Annotated in this window: 14 protein-coding genes; 8 read left to right on the top strand and 6 right to left on the bottom strand. The window is 53.2% G+C overall.

The genetic code is table 11. The features are described 5' to 3' along the window. Positions 1 to 45 precede the first annotated feature (45 nt). Positions 46 to 495 carry a DUF2946 family protein gene (locus TALK_RS13260; RefSeq protein ID WP_245829888.1) on the bottom strand — a complete coding sequence of 150 codons (450 nt, stop codon included), beginning with the start codon at positions 493 to 495 and terminating at the stop codon, positions 46 to 48. Positions 496 to 965: 470 nt separating this feature from the next. Between TALK_RS13260 and TALK_RS13255 the strand changes: the two genes are divergently transcribed. From TALK_RS13255 to TALK_RS13220, 7 genes are all read left to right on the top strand, one after another. Beyond that, a complete protein-coding gene (locus tag TALK_RS13255; RefSeq protein ID WP_085619603.1) occupies positions 966 to 2,882 on the top strand; it encodes a heavy metal translocating P-type ATPase in 1,917 nt (638 codons plus the stop codon). 36 nt (positions 2,883 to 2,918) lie between these two features. Then, positions 2,919 to 3,491, top strand: a complete 573-nt coding sequence (locus TALK_RS13250) for an HdeD family acid-resistance protein (RefSeq protein WP_085619602.1) — start codon at positions 2,919 to 2,921, stop codon at positions 3,489 to 3,491. A 1,002-nt stretch (positions 3,492 to 4,493) separates the two neighbouring features. Then, positions 4,494 to 4,934 (top strand): STAS domain-containing protein, encoded by a 441-nt coding sequence (locus tag TALK_RS13240; RefSeq protein ID WP_085619601.1) that lies wholly within the window; start codon positions 4,494 to 4,496, stop codon positions 4,932 to 4,934. Positions 4,935 to 5,055: 121 nt separating this feature from the next. After that, positions 5,056 to 5,499 (top strand): STAS domain-containing protein, encoded by a 444-nt coding sequence (locus tag TALK_RS13235; protein ID WP_211274819.1) that lies wholly within the window; start codon positions 5,056 to 5,058, stop codon positions 5,497 to 5,499. A gap of 47 nt (positions 5,500 to 5,546) precedes the next feature. Next, positions 5,547 to 5,948: an ATP-binding protein gene (locus TALK_RS13230; RefSeq protein ID WP_085619599.1), complete on the top strand. Its 402-nt coding sequence runs from the start codon at positions 5,547 to 5,549 to the stop codon at positions 5,946 to 5,948. Then, positions 5,939 to 6,538, top strand: a complete 600-nt coding sequence (locus tag TALK_RS13225) for a SpoIIE family protein phosphatase (RefSeq protein ID WP_085619598.1) — start codon at positions 5,939 to 5,941, stop codon at positions 6,536 to 6,538. Before TALK_RS13230 ends, TALK_RS13225 begins: the two co-directional genes overlap by 10 nt. A gap of 3 nt (positions 6,539 to 6,541) precedes the next feature. Then, the gene (locus TALK_RS13220; RefSeq protein WP_085619597.1) at positions 6,542 to 8,464 is read left to right on the top strand and encodes a putative bifunctional diguanylate cyclase/phosphodiesterase; all 1,923 of its coding nucleotides are present in this window, start codon (positions 6,542 to 6,544) and stop codon (positions 8,462 to 8,464) included. Between the two features lie 43 nt (positions 8,465 to 8,507). Here the strand turns inward: TALK_RS13220 and TALK_RS13215 are convergent, their stop codons facing one another. After that, positions 8,508 to 11,279, bottom strand: a complete 2,772-nt coding sequence (locus tag TALK_RS13215; protein WP_085619596.1) for an ATP-dependent DNA helicase — start codon at positions 11,277 to 11,279, stop codon at positions 8,508 to 8,510. Between the two features lie 101 nt (positions 11,280 to 11,380). Between TALK_RS13215 and TALK_RS13210 the strand changes: the two genes are divergently transcribed. After that, positions 11,381 to 12,223 (top strand): AraC family transcriptional regulator, encoded by an 843-nt coding sequence (locus TALK_RS13210; protein ID WP_245829886.1) that lies wholly within the window; start codon positions 11,381 to 11,383, stop codon positions 12,221 to 12,223. A gap of 16 nt (positions 12,224 to 12,239) precedes the next feature. Here TALK_RS13210 and TALK_RS13205 read toward each other — a convergent pair whose 3' ends face one another. From TALK_RS13205 to TALK_RS13185, 4 genes are all read right to left on the bottom strand, one after another. Continuing rightward, complete coding sequence (locus tag TALK_RS13205) at positions 12,240 to 12,881, bottom strand: LysE family translocator (protein WP_245829884.1); 642 nt, start codon at positions 12,879 to 12,881, stop codon at positions 12,240 to 12,242. A gap of 199 nt (positions 12,882 to 13,080) precedes the next feature. Continuing rightward, positions 13,081 to 13,449, bottom strand: a complete 369-nt coding sequence (locus TALK_RS13195) for a hypothetical protein (RefSeq protein ID WP_085619593.1) — start codon at positions 13,447 to 13,449, stop codon at positions 13,081 to 13,083. A 203-nt stretch (positions 13,450 to 13,652) separates the two neighbouring features. Next, on the bottom strand, positions 13,653 to 14,087 hold the full coding sequence (locus TALK_RS13190) for a YqaA family protein (RefSeq protein WP_085619592.1): 435 nt from the start codon (positions 14,085 to 14,087) through the stop codon (positions 13,653 to 13,655). Between the two features lie 58 nt (positions 14,088 to 14,145). Further along, positions 14,146 to 14,442: a putative quinol monooxygenase gene (locus tag TALK_RS13185; RefSeq protein ID WP_085619591.1), complete on the bottom strand. Its 297-nt coding sequence runs from the start codon at positions 14,440 to 14,442 to the stop codon at positions 14,146 to 14,148. Between the last annotated feature and the right edge of the window lie 258 nt (positions 14,443 to 14,700).

Raw genomic sequence — 14,700 nt, 5'->3', positions numbered from 1 at the left:
GGTTCCGTTATGGGGAAAGCGGGATAAGGCCAGCCGGATTAAGGATCAAACGGGGAAGGGTGGTGCGCGGGGGGATGCCGCAATCGCGCAGAAATCATGCAGGCGTGCGGTAATATGAAGGGCGGTGACCGAATTGGACAGCCGCACACGCAAGATCATTGGCATTTCCGGGTCGACGGGCAGGCCGACCGCATGATTGCCAAGACCGCAAATTGCGCATTGGAAGCCTTCATAGGCGTTGGAACTATGCGGTGATGTCGTGCTGCCGGTGGCAAGTTCGGGCGAAACGGAAATTGTTTTAATTCCGTTGGCCGTACAGATGATCAGGGGAATGAAGCTTTGCCCTGTGTTCGCATCCGTCGCCGTTGCCGTATTGGCAAGCGCAACCGGGGCATGCATGAAGCCAAACATCAATGCATTGGCCAGCAAAAAGCACGCAACGCCAACCGATAGGCTGCGTCTGATGGCCCAATATATCTGGCGGCTTCTGAACACAGATTTCAATCCATTCTGGACAGATACAAGCTTTCAATAGTCCCTTGAAGACGGGGTGTCAAAACCTGTTCGTGTGAACCACTTATCGATCCTTTTTTATAATCGTTCCTATAACAATTGAAATCCGTTGGCCTGCCTTGCACGCGATGATGTACGCCCGACTGGTTCATCGTGGATGCACTTTAAAAAAATACATAAAACCGCGATGTCGTCTTCATGATGACGTTGCCGTCGGGCAGTATCGAGTCTGGCGAGAATCGCCGTGGTTCAATAGGATCTTTTACCCGTTAATGGCCCTGCCAAATCGCGCATGTGACACGCTTGCTTGGCCGCGGAACAAGGCGCATGGGGCGGGTTCCTTCACGGTCATGATTGATAAATAGTTTTCGGCGAACCCCCGGTTTCGGATTAGTCTGTTTAGATAAAGGGCCGGACCTTTTAGTTCATTAGCAATTTGCGGAGAACCCGATATGCCTGCTGATCAGCCTGCGGGCGTGCCATCGCCCAAAAAAGCTTTGTGGTCGGCTGTTCGTCTTAACCGGGCGGTGCTGGCCTTGACCGTGATCGGGATTGTTGCGCATTTTGCCTTGATGCCGATTGCAATGGCGCCGGTTTTGGGCTTTGCAACAATGGATTGGCCGCTTTTCGGGGTTGTGGCATTTGGCGGCGGGGTTCTGATTGTTGAAATCGTCCTTAAGCTGTTGCAACGCGATTTCGGGGCGGATTTTCTGGCGGTTATCGCCTTTATTACTGGTGTTGTGCTGGGCGAATATCTGGCGGCATCGCTGATTATCCTGATGCTGAGCGGTGGGCAGGTGCTTGAAGCTTTCGCCATGCGCAAGGCATCCTCGGCGCTTAATGCGCTGGCCGATCGTATGCCGACGGTGGCGCATCGGAAAGACGGCGAAAACATTACCGATATCGGGTTGGATGATATTGCAATCGGCGATTTGATTGCGGTATTCCCCCATGATACCGCCCCGGTCGATGGGGTGGTTGTCGATGGTCATGGCAGCATGGATGAAAGCTATCTGACCGGGGAACCCTATGTGGTTAGCAAGGCACCGGGGGCATCGGTGCTTTCGGGGGCGATTAATGGCGATGCGGTTCTGGTGGTGCGCGCCGAACGTCGCGCACGTGAGTCCCGCTATGCCCAGATCATGCAGGTGATGCAAGAAGCCGAACAAAAACGCCCGAAAATCCGCCGACTTGGCGATCAGATCGGGGCATGGTTTGCACCTTTCGCGCTGTTGGTGGCGTTTATTGCTTGGTATCTTAGCGGTGATTCCGTGCGGTTTTTGGCGGTTCTTGTTGTGGCAACGCCCTGCCCACTTTTAATCGCCATTCCGATCACGATCATGAGTGCGATTTCCATGGCCGCCCGGCGCGGTATTGTGATCCGCGACCCGACGGTTCTGGAACGATTGCCAACCTGTAAAACCGCGATTTTTGATAAAACCGGCACGCTGACCTATGGCCGACCGGAACTGGTCGAAATCTTGCCGGTTACGGGCCGAACTGCCAGCGATGTGCTGCGCCTTGCGGCCAGTCTGGAACGCTATTCCAAGCATCCGTTGGCGGTGGCGGTTTTGGCCGGGGCCAAGGATCGCAAGCTTGCGCTGGGCGATGTGGCGCGCGTTTCGGAAAAACCGGGGCAGGGATTGACCGGGGCGGTGGATGGGCATGATGTTGCGGTAACGCATCGTAAAAAACTGATCGCAGGTGATCCGGCGATGGTTGATATCCTGCCGCCCAGTGTCAGTGGCCTTGAATGTGCGATCATGGTGGATGGGGCTTATGCCGCGACGTTTCGGTTTCGCGATAACCCGCGCGCCGATGGCAAACATTTCGTCGGGCATTTGGGCCCGGTGCATCATTTCAAAAAAATCATGTTGTTATCGGGCGACCGCGAAAGCGAGGTTAGCCACCTTTCGCAATTGCTGGGCATTGATGAAAGTCTTGCGTCGCAAAGCCCGGAACAAAAGGTTGCCATTGTGCGCCGCGAGGCCGCCAATGCGCCGACCCTTTTCATGGGGGATGGCATCAATGATGCCCCGGCATTGGCGGTGGCAACGGTTGGCATTGCCTTTGGCAAGCATAGCTCCGTCACGGCCGAGGCCGCAGGGGCGGTAATCCCCGAAAGCTCGCTTCAGACCGTGGACGAACTGTTTCACATCAGCATCACCATGCGCCGTATCCTTTTGCAAAGTGTGATCGGCGGTATGGTGTTATCAATCATCGCCATGGGGTTTGCTGCCCTGGGCTATATCAGTCCGGTGATGGGGGCGGTGCTTCAGGAAGGTATTGATGTGATTGCGATTGCCAATGCGTTACGTCTGTCTTTGGTGCACAATATTCATGCGGACCTGGTGGATGGTGATGATTAGTGGCAAGCGGCAGGTTTGGACAAAAAGGACAGGGTGATGACACTTATCGTTAATGACGGCACACCGGAAATGATGGCATTGATGGACAAGGGGCGGAAACGGTTGCGGATTTTTGGTGTTGTTCTTTTGGTTCTTGGCATCATCGCGCTGGCCTTTCCCTTTGCCACGACAATTGCGGCTAAAACCCTGATCGGCTGGTTGTTTATCATTGGGGCGGCGGGCCATATTTACGGCGCGTTGAATACCGAAAGCCTGACACGCCGCTGGATCGATATTGTTCAGGGTGTGTTGTTTGCCCTGATCGGGGGGTGGCTGGCGTTCTTTCCGCTGGCGGGCATCGTGACCCTGACCGCGCTTTTGGCGATTGCCTTTGTTTTGCAGGGCATCCTCGAAATCACCATGGCATTTTGGTACAGCCAGTTTCCCGGCTGGAAATGGATGCTGATTTCCGGCGGGATTGCGGTTTTGGCTGGCGGGCTGATCTTTGCCGAACTGCCAAGCTCGGCGACTTGGGCGATTGGGCTTTTGCTGGGCATTAATCTGCTGTCGTCAGGGTTTAGTTACCTGATGGTTGCGATGGCGATGGGAGCCGTGGCAAAAAGGGGTTAGGCACAGTGCCCGATTAGAAATTCTTGGCCCTGTTGCTCCAATCTTGGCTGCCAGTCCGGCGAAAATCGGATTGAAGCGCAATCTTGCTCCTGCGCACAAGACGATTACAGAGCGTTTTGTGTAACCCTTAGGGTCAGGACTCATTAATTTGATTGGAATGGCAGGTGTTATATTTGCGAAATCCAAGGAAAAGCCCGCTGATCGGGTCGGCATCCCGAACAAGGGATTTGACGCCGGAGTTCGCAAATATAACACCTGTCCTGTGGATCAATCGGATTTGCACGGGCTACTTTGTCGCAATACCTTGAAAGATAAATATCTTCCTGCGGTTTTGCTTCGCGTATCCGCACAAATCTGATTGACCATTTCAAACAAATTAATGGGTCCTGACCCTAGCTCAAACAAGCATCTCCCTAAATCAAGTCATTTTCTTCAGAGCGCAGATGATCCGGCTAGTCCGCCAGCATCATCTGCGTGTGGCTCATTACGGCTTTTGGTGTGCAAAAAAGCTAAAGGTCAGAAAGCGGATTGTTTGAAAGGTAAAAGTGAGAATGCAGATGATCAATTCTTAAGTTTGAGAGTTTGAACTGCATTTTTGAGGCTTTGAAGAGGATGTTTATTAGGTCCGGGATTCAAGGGTATTACAGGTTGAAAAATATGTCTCAAACCGTATGGATTCCAAATGGCCAGACAGGCCAGAGATATATCTAAGTATAATATTTCATTGTTGTTTTTGTATTTAAGACTCATTTAAATAATTAAATAACATTTCAAATAACAATAATGGTTCAATTTTAAATTGTAGCAATTAATTTACTGCCTGAGTTTGCTTCAAATAAAAAAATTGTTATTTTTATTTGAAGATGCCATTAGTCTCCGGCTGATATTTGTTAATATTACTTAGTGTATACCTGAGATTGTATTTTTTTACTGTCATTTTCCACCTTTGGGTGTTGGCAGTGGTGATAATCCAGGTAACCAATTGAATATGGAACACGGAAAATGACTTACGAAAGCCCGGTTGATTTGGCAAAGGAATTGCCGGTTACGCTGCTTTGGGATCGCATTCTTATGCTCTCGATTGTTGGGGTCGTAGATTCCATGCGTTCGCAAGCGATCATGACCGCGATGCTGACCAAGATTGAAGAGACTGAAGCCAGAATCATCATTCTGGACATTCTTGGTGTTGAGGTGGTCGACACCGCTGTGGCAAACCATCTTATCAAAATCACTCAGGCCTGCCGGCTTATGGGCTGTACGTGCATCGTTTCAGGTATTTCGCCTGCGATTGCACAGACTTTGGTTCAGCTGGGTATTCCGCTGTCTGACGTCGTAACGCGCGTTACGATACGCGACGCCCTTATTCATGCATTTCAGGTGCTGGGCCTTGAAATTAAACCGATCGCTTTGGGTGCGCCGGTTGTTCAGCCTTTGCGGAAATAACCCCCTTAAACTGCAACGAACCCAAGGTGCCCGGTAAGAGGAAATAAGCTTATCGGGCCGTGTTATAGGAGGTCACTCAGTGGAGGGGGCAAATACTTTTTCGCGCGTTGGCATGCATGTTATGCGTGGCTGTCTTATCGTCCCGATTCAGATTGAACTCTATGACGAAGTCTTGCAGCAACTTCAAAGAGATATACTTAACAAGGTTAATGATACAGGCGTCAAAGGCGTCATTATCGATGTATCCGTTGTCGAGATCATCGATTCTTTTATTGCCCAGATATTTGTCGATATCTGCCGGATGACGGCCTTGATTGGTGCGCAGACGATATTGATCGGCATCCGCCCTGCTTTGGCCGGGGCGCTAACCGATCTCGGCATTGGTGTGCGGGACATCCATACTGCGTTAACGCTTGATCACGCTATCAGCCAACTGGAACCGGTTGTGTCACCAGCGACCTCTGTTTTGAATATCCCGGAAGAGGATATGACGCATGAGGATGCTGAATATTGGGCCGAGGACGCAGAGGACGAAGCCGATCTTTATGTCGACGAAGGCCAATAGGCGCGTATGACGATTGAGAGGTTTTTTTGGGGGGACCGGATTTTAAAATGAAAAAAAATGAACACCGTGTTGAAGTTTTGGCCGAAGCGGACGTGGCCAAGGCCATTTATGCAGCGCAATCCCTGTCGCAGGAAATGGGCTTTGAGAAGACCGCGCGGTTTATGATCGCAACAGCGGTTAGTGAACTGGCCCGAAATATCTTTGTCTATGCCGGGGCAGGGGAAGTCGCGGTACAAGCGGTTGAAGTCGACGGGAAATGGGGCTTTGAAGTGATCGCCGAGGACGCTGGTCCGGGTATAAAAGACATCGCCCTGGCTCTTAAGGAAGGGTACAGCACCGGAGGGACATTGGGCCTTGGGCTTCCGGGGGTCAAACGGTTGATGGACGAGTTTTATATCGATCCAGAACGGCAGATTGGAACGATGATTGTGGCGCGTAAATGGCTTTAACACACGAGCAGCGCAATTATGCCGTAGGCTTGCGCCCCCATATGCACGAGGCCGAAGGTGTCTGTGGGGATATGGGGCTTGTTGTCGAATTGGATGACGGGTTGTTCATTGCGCAGCTGGATGTTTTGGGCCATGGCCCCGAAGCGAGCGATATCGCTATTCGTGCCAAAAGCTTTCTGGAGGAAATAAGCCAGAAGGACAGTTTGGTCGATATCATGCAGGCACTGCATGCGCACCTGAAAGGGACGCGGGGCGCCGCTGTTGCGTTATGCAGGCTTGATTATGGCAAGGACGAACTGAAATACGCCGGTGTGGGCAACATCACCACCAAACTACATGCCCCAACGGGTATTACCTTGGTGCCGAGAGACGGTGTGGTGGGCTACATCATGTCAACCCCCCGTGAAGAGACGTTGACCATCCCGCGTGGTGCCGTTCTTATTTTGCACAGCGACGGTGTGCCTTCCCACCTTGATTTATCGATGATTGAGGGATTGATGGAAAGCGACCCGCAAACCATTGTTAACCGCATGATCAACGAGCTCGGCAAGAAAGATGACGATGTTGGATGCATCGTGGTCAAGGTCTAGAAAATGATCGAGCTTGGAACAATCCTTATTCAGGATTCTGCCGCCATTGTCGGTGCAAGAAACAAATTGCGGCTTTTGGCCGAAGATTTGAAGTTTGATTCCGTTACCTGCACGCGACTTGCTGTCATCACCTCGGAACTGTGTCGAAGCCTGTATCAGGCAGACGGAAATACGAGTGTTTTTGTCGGTTTTGACAAGCGAGAGTTTGGCGTCGACTTGGTGCTGATTTTTCAAGGCAGCGTTACGCCGTCGATTGTTCAAAAGGCGAGTGTGTTTTTTGACCGAATAGATGTGCCTATGACTGGAAATGGCGGAGCATGTCTTGTTGGTTTTAAGCGCATTCAGGACCCAGCATTTAAACCGACCGAAAGTTTTGTAAAGAATAAGAGGGAACTGCTTATTCAGCTTTCAAGAGCAGAGCTTTTGATTGAGGTTCAACGGAAAAACCGCGAACTGCAATCGCTGCTTGATGAGCTTAGGCTGAGTGCGGAAAAGGAAAAGAAACTTGCGGCAGAGGCGGCCACGGCAGAGGCGGAACGCAAGAAATCACGGGAACTGACCAAGGCCTATCGGGAATTGGAAAAGGTCCGTGAGCAGGAATATCATCTTGCCAATTATGATACCGTAACCGAATTGCCAAACCGGGCGTTTTTCCGGGATCGCTTGCAACAGGCGATTGCCCAGGCGGAACGCCATAAACAGCTACTTGCCGTCCTGTTTCTGGACCTGGATCACTTCAAGAACGTGAATGATACTTTAGGTCACGCCATGGGTGATCAGTTGTTGCGGATGGTTGCCGAAAGAATACAGGGCTGTGTGCGGAAAAGCGATACCGTGGCACGCCTTGGTGGTGATGAGTTCACGCTGATCCTGATTGATATAACGAGAATAGAAACCGCCGATTTGATTGCACGCAATATCATTAAGGCGCTGTCTCTTCCGTTTATTCTTGGCGGACGCGAGTTCTTTCTTGGTGCCAGCATTGGCATTTCCATCTATCCAGAAGATGGTAAAGAGGCAGAGTTTCTGGTCCGTAACGCCGACACGGCAATGTACAAAGTCAAGCGGTCGGGGCGGAACAGTCACCAGTTTTATACGCTGAATATGAGTACCCAGGCCTCCGAGCGTCTGGACATGGAAAACGGCCTGCGCAAGGCCATAAAACAAGGTGAGCTCGAGCTCTATTATCAGCCGCAACTTGATTGCGCGAGCGGGCTGATCGTGTCAACCGAAGCCTTGTTGCGCTGGCGGCATCCGGAAAAGGGCTTTATTTCACCAGATACCTTTATCCCCTTGGCAGAAGAATCCGGTCTGATCTTTGATATCGGAGAATGGGTTCTGCGTGCGGCATGCGCCCAAAACAAGGCTTGGCAAGACGAAGGCCTGCCGCCGATACGGGTTGCTGTAAACTTGTCGATGCGACAGTTCGAGCAAAGCTATTTGGTTGAAGAGGTCATACGGGTTCTGAAAGAGACCGGCTTGGCGACCCAATGGTTGGAGCTTGAATTGACGGAAGGTGTGTTTTTACACGACGTCCACCGTGCATCCGCCGTTTTGGCCAAGTTAAGAGGCCTAGGGGTCTCTATTTCCATCGACGATTTCGGGACGGGGTATTCGTCATTAAGTCAGCTTCGACGTCTTCCCATTGATACGGTCAAAATTGATCGTTCTTTTATCCAGCGTCTTACCTCTGATCCTGATGATGCGGCGATTGTTACCGCCATCATTGCGTTGGCGCGCAAGCTTAATTTAAATGTGATAGCAGAAGGTGTGGAAAGCGAAGCGCAATTAGCTTTGTTGCGCGAGTATCTTTGCAACAATTGGCAAGGCTATCTTTTTAGTAAGCCGGTACCCGCGGATGCGCTTAAAGAGTTGCTTATCAGCAATTTGGGCGTTGGGAATGTCGACGAACGCAAGCAGGGCTGATTTTACTTATACGGGGGCGACGATGTTCGCGCAGGGTATAAGATTAGCCCGGCGATTTGGGGTGCAAAAACGCCCGCGTTTGCTCGATCGCTTCGCGCATGCCGACCCGTTGGACTTCGACGTCATCGGGAAATGCGCCGAGCAGGCGTGATGGCATCCGATTATCAAGCAGGACAAACACACCCCGATCATCCGCACGGCGAACAAGACGACCAAACGCCTGCTTCATACGAAGCCGGGTTAGCATATCGTCATAACGTGCGCCGTGGAACGCGGCCTTGCGCGCCCGGTGCAAGATATCGGGGCGCGGCCATGGCACGCGGTCAAAGACAATAAGACGCAGGCTGTCGCCTGGCACATCGACGCCATCACGAATGGCATCGGTGCCCAGCAAGCAGGCATCGCGCTCCACCCGGAAAATATCAATCAGGGTCGAAACATCCATACCATCAATATGCTGTGCCAAAAGCTGTAACCCGGCATCATCTAGCGGCCCGGAAAGGCGTTCATAAACCGCACGCAACCGGGTAATGGCGGTAAACAGGCCAAGCGCACCGCCGCCAGATGCCAAAAACAGCTCGCGATAGGCGGCGGCCACATGATCGGGGTTATCGCGGCCAAGGTCATTGATGATGAAAACCCTGGTTTGCTTGGCGTAGTCATAGGGGCTTTTCATCGCCGCCCGGATCGCGGGCATGGGCATGTGGGATGCCCCGGTGCGGTCCTCGGCAACGGCCCAATCAAACATCTCATCGCCCGTACCATCGCGCAGGGTCGCCGATGTGATCACCAGCCCATGTGCAGAAGGGGCGAGGGCGGCGGTCAGGGGCAGGGTCGGGTCGATATGATGGCGGTGCATGCCGATATCAAAATCGCGGCCAAATTGCCGTTCAATGGCAAACCAATCGACAAATTCTGCCGGGGTGGCATCGACCAGACTTTCCAGCATCGCCCGCCATGCCGCAACCTGCATGATCGCACGGCGTTCAAGCGACCGGATGGCGGCGTCAAGGCGCTGACGTTCCGCACTTTCAAGTTCATCGGCCTTTTCATCAAGCATATGGGCAATGATTTTAATCAGGGCTTTGGCCGGTTTTTCAAGTGCTGTAAGCGCCCGATCAAGATCCGCCGCACTGGCCAGAACCGGATCAATCGCCGGTTTGCAATCGGTTTCAATCGAATAACCGCGATCGCCATCTGATGCGCGCGCCATCACCTGGGCGCGGATATGGGCCAAAAAGGTTTCGGCCGGGCCTTTGGCATGTTCAGCACCATCATGGATACGCATCAACCAGCCCTGTTCCGGCAGGCATTGCGCAGCAACAATCACGGCATTGACGGCATCGCGAAGCTCGTCCCGATCCGTGATCAGGCTTTCAAGCCGCTGTTTAAGCCCGCGTGCGCGTGATTGGCCCTTGTTTTCCGCGCCAAGCAACCAACGGCGCAGTTCTGCCCCTTCTTGCCCGGTCAGATGGGCGGAAAAGGCCTTGTCGGCGGCATCAAACAAATGATGGCCTTCGTCAAAGACATAGCGGGTCGGCATCGATGCATCATCCAGCCCGCCCAGGGCGGCCTGCACCATCACCAGCGCATGATTGGCAACGACGATTTCGGCTGACCGCGCACGCCGGACGGTTTTTTCGACAAAGCAGCGCGAATAATGCGGGCAGGCGGCATAAATGCATTCGCCGCGTTGATCGGCCAGCGCACTGGTAAAGCGCGACCCGATCAATTCGGTCAGCCATGCCGGAAAATCGCCGCCGACCATATCGCCATCGCGTGTGGTTGCGGCCCAGCGCGCAATCAGGCCGAGCGGAATGGCCTGATGCGGATTTTGCACAAGCGGTCGTTGGGCTTCTTCGAAATTCAGCAGACAGAAATAGTTTTCCCGGCCTTTGCGCACGACGACCTTCAGGCGCTTGTCCTTGGGGTCATCATAAAGCCGATCCAGTTCCTGATCGATCTGACGCTGTAAATTGCGGGTATAGGTCGAAATCCAAACCGCGCCGTCATTCTTTTCGGCCCAGACCGATGCCGGGGCAACATAGCCCAGCGTCTTGCCGGTGCCGGTTCCGGCCTCGGCCAGAACGATATTGGGGGTGCCTTCGGCGGTGCGGGGTGCGAATGCGGAACAAACCGCCGATGCATAATCGGCCTGTTGCGGGCGGTCTTCGGCCCCTTCGCCCAACAGCTTTTTAAGCCGGTCGCGGGCGTCCTTGGGATCAACCGGATTGTTGCCGGGCGGCGGCGGCGGCGCATGTTCGGCCCATTCGCCCAGTTTTTTCCAGATTTTCAAACCTTCATAGACGGCAAATTTATGCGGCCCGTCGCCATCCCCGCCAAGTGCGGCCAAAACCGGTATGCCCCACATCCATTGCCCGCGCGCCATCGGCCATGCGATGGAAAGCGCACGGGATCGTTTTTCCCGCGGGAGGGTGGCAAGTTCCTGGAGCAGGCGCTTCATCGCCTCGGCCAGGGCTTCGGCCTGACCGATCAGGTCTTCGGATGGGGATTGTCCGGTGGCCAGCGCAAGGCCGCGCGGGGTCGGCACACAAAACTGTGCCGGGCGGACAAAGGCAAATAGTTCGAGCAAATCATGGGCCGGAAACGGATCGGATTTCATCCGCCGTGCTGATGCCGGGGTATGGACCAATATCGGACGTTGCGCGCGCGCACGCTTGACCGCCGCCCCATGTGGCAGTTCTTCGACCTCGCCATCGGGGGTCAAAAACACAGCATGCCGCAATCCGACGACCATGATGGGTGCGTTGGGCGGTAAAAACTTCGGCGTGGGATCGGAACGATCATCGAACATTTGAGGGAATATAAGCAGGTCTGCTTGCTGGTGCCACAGGGGAAATTTCCCTATCTTCGGATTTTCGCGATTTCAGTCTGATAGATGGTGCGGGGATGGCGGTGGCCAAGGCAAAATCCAACAACCAGCGTTTCTGGCGCGACGCGGCTTTGCCGTTTGTCGAGGCGCAGCGCGTGCGCGACGGGCGCGGGGTTTGCTATGAAAAGCACAGCCACGATACGTTTTCCATCGGCGCGATCACCGGCGGGGCCAGTACCTGTTGGAACCGGGGGCACAGCCATGATGTGCAAACCGGATCGGTGGTGGTGATCAATCCCGAAGATGTCCATGCGTGCAACCCGGTTGACGGGGTTTTGTGGTCTTATCAGATGATCTATGTCGATACGGTTTGGCTGCGCGATCTTCAGGTTGAAATCGGTGCCGATGTTGCCGGTGATTTTGCGATGTTTGGCGATATTATTGCCAATGATCCGGCGATTTATCGCGATCTGACCGGGCTTGGCCATGCGTTGTTTGATCGTGATCGCGATGCGCTTGGCAAAGAAACGGCGATGGTGTCGTTTTTCACCGGGCTTCAGGGGCGGCTTGATCGTCGGGGCGGGCGTTCCGATGTCGGGGCGGGCGATAATCGCAAGATGCGCCGGGCGGCATCCTATATCCGTGCCCATTGTGCCGATGCGGTCACGCTTGCCGATATCTGTTCTGCGGCGGGTGTTTCACCGTCCTACCTTGTTCGTGCGTTCAAGCAGGCCTTTGGCATGACACCACATGCGTTTTTGATCAATTGCAAGATACAACGCGCTCGTCATGCGCTTAAACGTGGCGAGCGGATTGTCGATGTGGCGTTTGATTGCGGCTTTGCCGATCAGGCGCATTTTCAGCGCGTTTTCAAACGCCTGATGGCGGTTACACCGCGCCAATATGCCTTGGCGCAGGCGGCCTGATCATATTGCAGCAATCCTATCCAAGGATAAGATAGGCGGCACTTGCAGCCAGCAGCCCGGCCATGATGCGGTTAAACAGTTGGATGCGTTTGGTGTCGTGCAAAAAACGGCGCAAAAACGCCCCGGCATAGGCCCAGCACGCGATTGAGGCAAAGCAGATCACGAAATATAGTGCGGTAAATTCCCAGATCAGGATGGGCGCGCCATTGGCGGCATAGGCCCCCATCCCGGCGATGGAAGCCAGCCAGGCCTTGGGATTAACCCATTGCATCACGGCCCCGGTGATCATCGAGGGGCCTTTGTGCGTCTCTGACTTGCCCAATTCGCCGGATGCGGTCGCCAGTTTCACCGCCATAAACAGCAAAAATGCCACCCCGGCCCATTGAATAACGGTGGTTAATTGCGGAAAGACATCAAGCAATTGATGCAGGCCCAGCCCGATCAACAGCAAAAGCAGGCAAAAACCGGCCGTTGCGCCAAACACAAGGCGAAGCGACGGGCGAAAGCCATGATGCACCCCGGAACTTAGTACCAGAATATTCACCGGCCCCGGCGTGATCGAGGAAGCGAGCGCAAAGGCCGCCATGGAAAGATAAAGGCTGGTGGTAACCGTTGCGACAATAGCATCCGGGGGGATTGTGGTGGGGGTGGTCATCATGGATGGGGTTCCTCAAACATTTCTTGTTTGAGGTCAACTTGCCCGGAAGTGCAAAATGTTTATTGAACAAAATTGCCCTTGTGGTGATGAGCCAGACGGTAATGTGTTGTGATCAGGACCACGCATATAAAAACGGCATCCGGGGATTATCCCGAATGCCGCTTTGGGCGGATCATTTACCTCGGGGGAGGGGATCCGCTTAGCTTTCCGTCAGTTTCATCAACTGAGCGGCACAAGCATTGCCAATTTCATTGCTTGGTTCTGCGTTGCCCGGCATGGTGGCCCAGCCCTGCGCGATGACGAAATCATCACGTTTGTACGAGCTTTCCTGCTTAAGCGCAGCCAACTGCATTGTTTGGTTTGTCGGTGTCAGGGTCTTGAACTGTGCAACACAGATCGGGGTAAGGGCGGTAATCATTGCTTCCTTACTCTGGCTATTGGCCATTTCGGTCGCTGTGCTGCTGGTGACAATCATATCCGCGCTGAAACCGACGACGGTGATCGCGATAGCACCGATAATGCCGCCCCAAATTGCGGGTTTCGTCCAGACTGGAATTTCCATGTTCATAATAAACTCCCATTAATATCGTGAAATTCGGAAAAATATTCACGCGTTATTATTTTGATTAGTGAGTCTTTTATAAGCACACGCGGTGGAAATACTATCAACATACTTATGTTTTTATTTATATGTGATGGGTATTGTTTTTTCGATAATTCACGAGTTTTGATTTTTTATTGTATTTTTGTTTCATGGGAATTTTAGGGACTCTATCCCCACAGGCTTGCGATCCAGCCGGTTCCACCCGCAATCATGACGTAACGTGCGGCCTTGCCCAGGGTCACAAGAATGATAAAGGGCAGGAAACGTATCCGCATGACCCCGGCAAAAAGGGTCAGTGGGTCACCGATAATCGGCAACCACGCCAACAACAACGACCACATCCCGTAACGCGAAAACCAGCGTGACGCACGATCAAGGGCCGCGGGCGACACCGGGAACCAACGGCGATCACGAAAATGATCGATATAAAGCCCAAGCCCCCAATTCACACAGGATCCCAGCACATTACCAAGTGTTGCCACCGCCACCAGCAACCAAACTGCATAATCACCCGACGCGACAAAGGCAGCCAGTGCCGCCTCGGATGTGCCGGGCAGGATGGTGGCGGATGTGAAGGCGGAGAGGAAAAGCGTAATCAGCAAGGGCAGGAACCCGAGCAACAGAAAGGGCTGAGCGGTTTTAATTTCAAAGGAGATATGGTCACGATTTGATCGAAAATTTCTGGATGTTGATCGGTTCGGCGACGACTTCTTCGGCGGTTTCGGCGAAAGCGCGCAGATAGGGCTTTTCGAAATGAAGTGTAAGGTCTTCGTCCGAACGCCATGTTTCGTAGGCCATCCAGACGGCAGGATCTTCGTTTGACTGGTGCATGTCGTAACTGATGCAGCCTTCTTCGGTGCGCGATGGTTCGACCATTGCCAGCAGGCGTTTGCCAAGTTCGGCTTCCATGCCCGGTTTGGCGCGGGCGATGGCAAGAACGGTAATCTGTTTGGACATGGATGTTTCCTGTTTGATTTTAGGTTTGTTCTGGTTGGTTGATCAGGATCATCGGAGGGTTGGGCGGATCGGGCAACTGTTAATTGCCCTGAAGATGCAGGTATTTATCCCGGGATTTATTCCGGCGTTTATCCGAGCCTGTGACCGCTATATTTTTTCGGATATAGCGGTATTAAATCGGTATGCGGGCAAAATAAAAGCCCGGTAGCGTCCAGGGGAAAACGCACCGGGCTTGGTTTCTGAACGAATGAGCCGGAA

This window comes from Thalassospira alkalitolerans, assembly GCF_002115745.1.
Taxonomy (GTDB): domain Bacteria; phylum Pseudomonadota; class Alphaproteobacteria; order Rhodospirillales; family Thalassospiraceae; genus Thalassospira; species Thalassospira alkalitolerans.
Note: the sequence above shows the minus strand (reverse complement) of the source record. Positions and strands in the feature narration are given on the sequence as shown.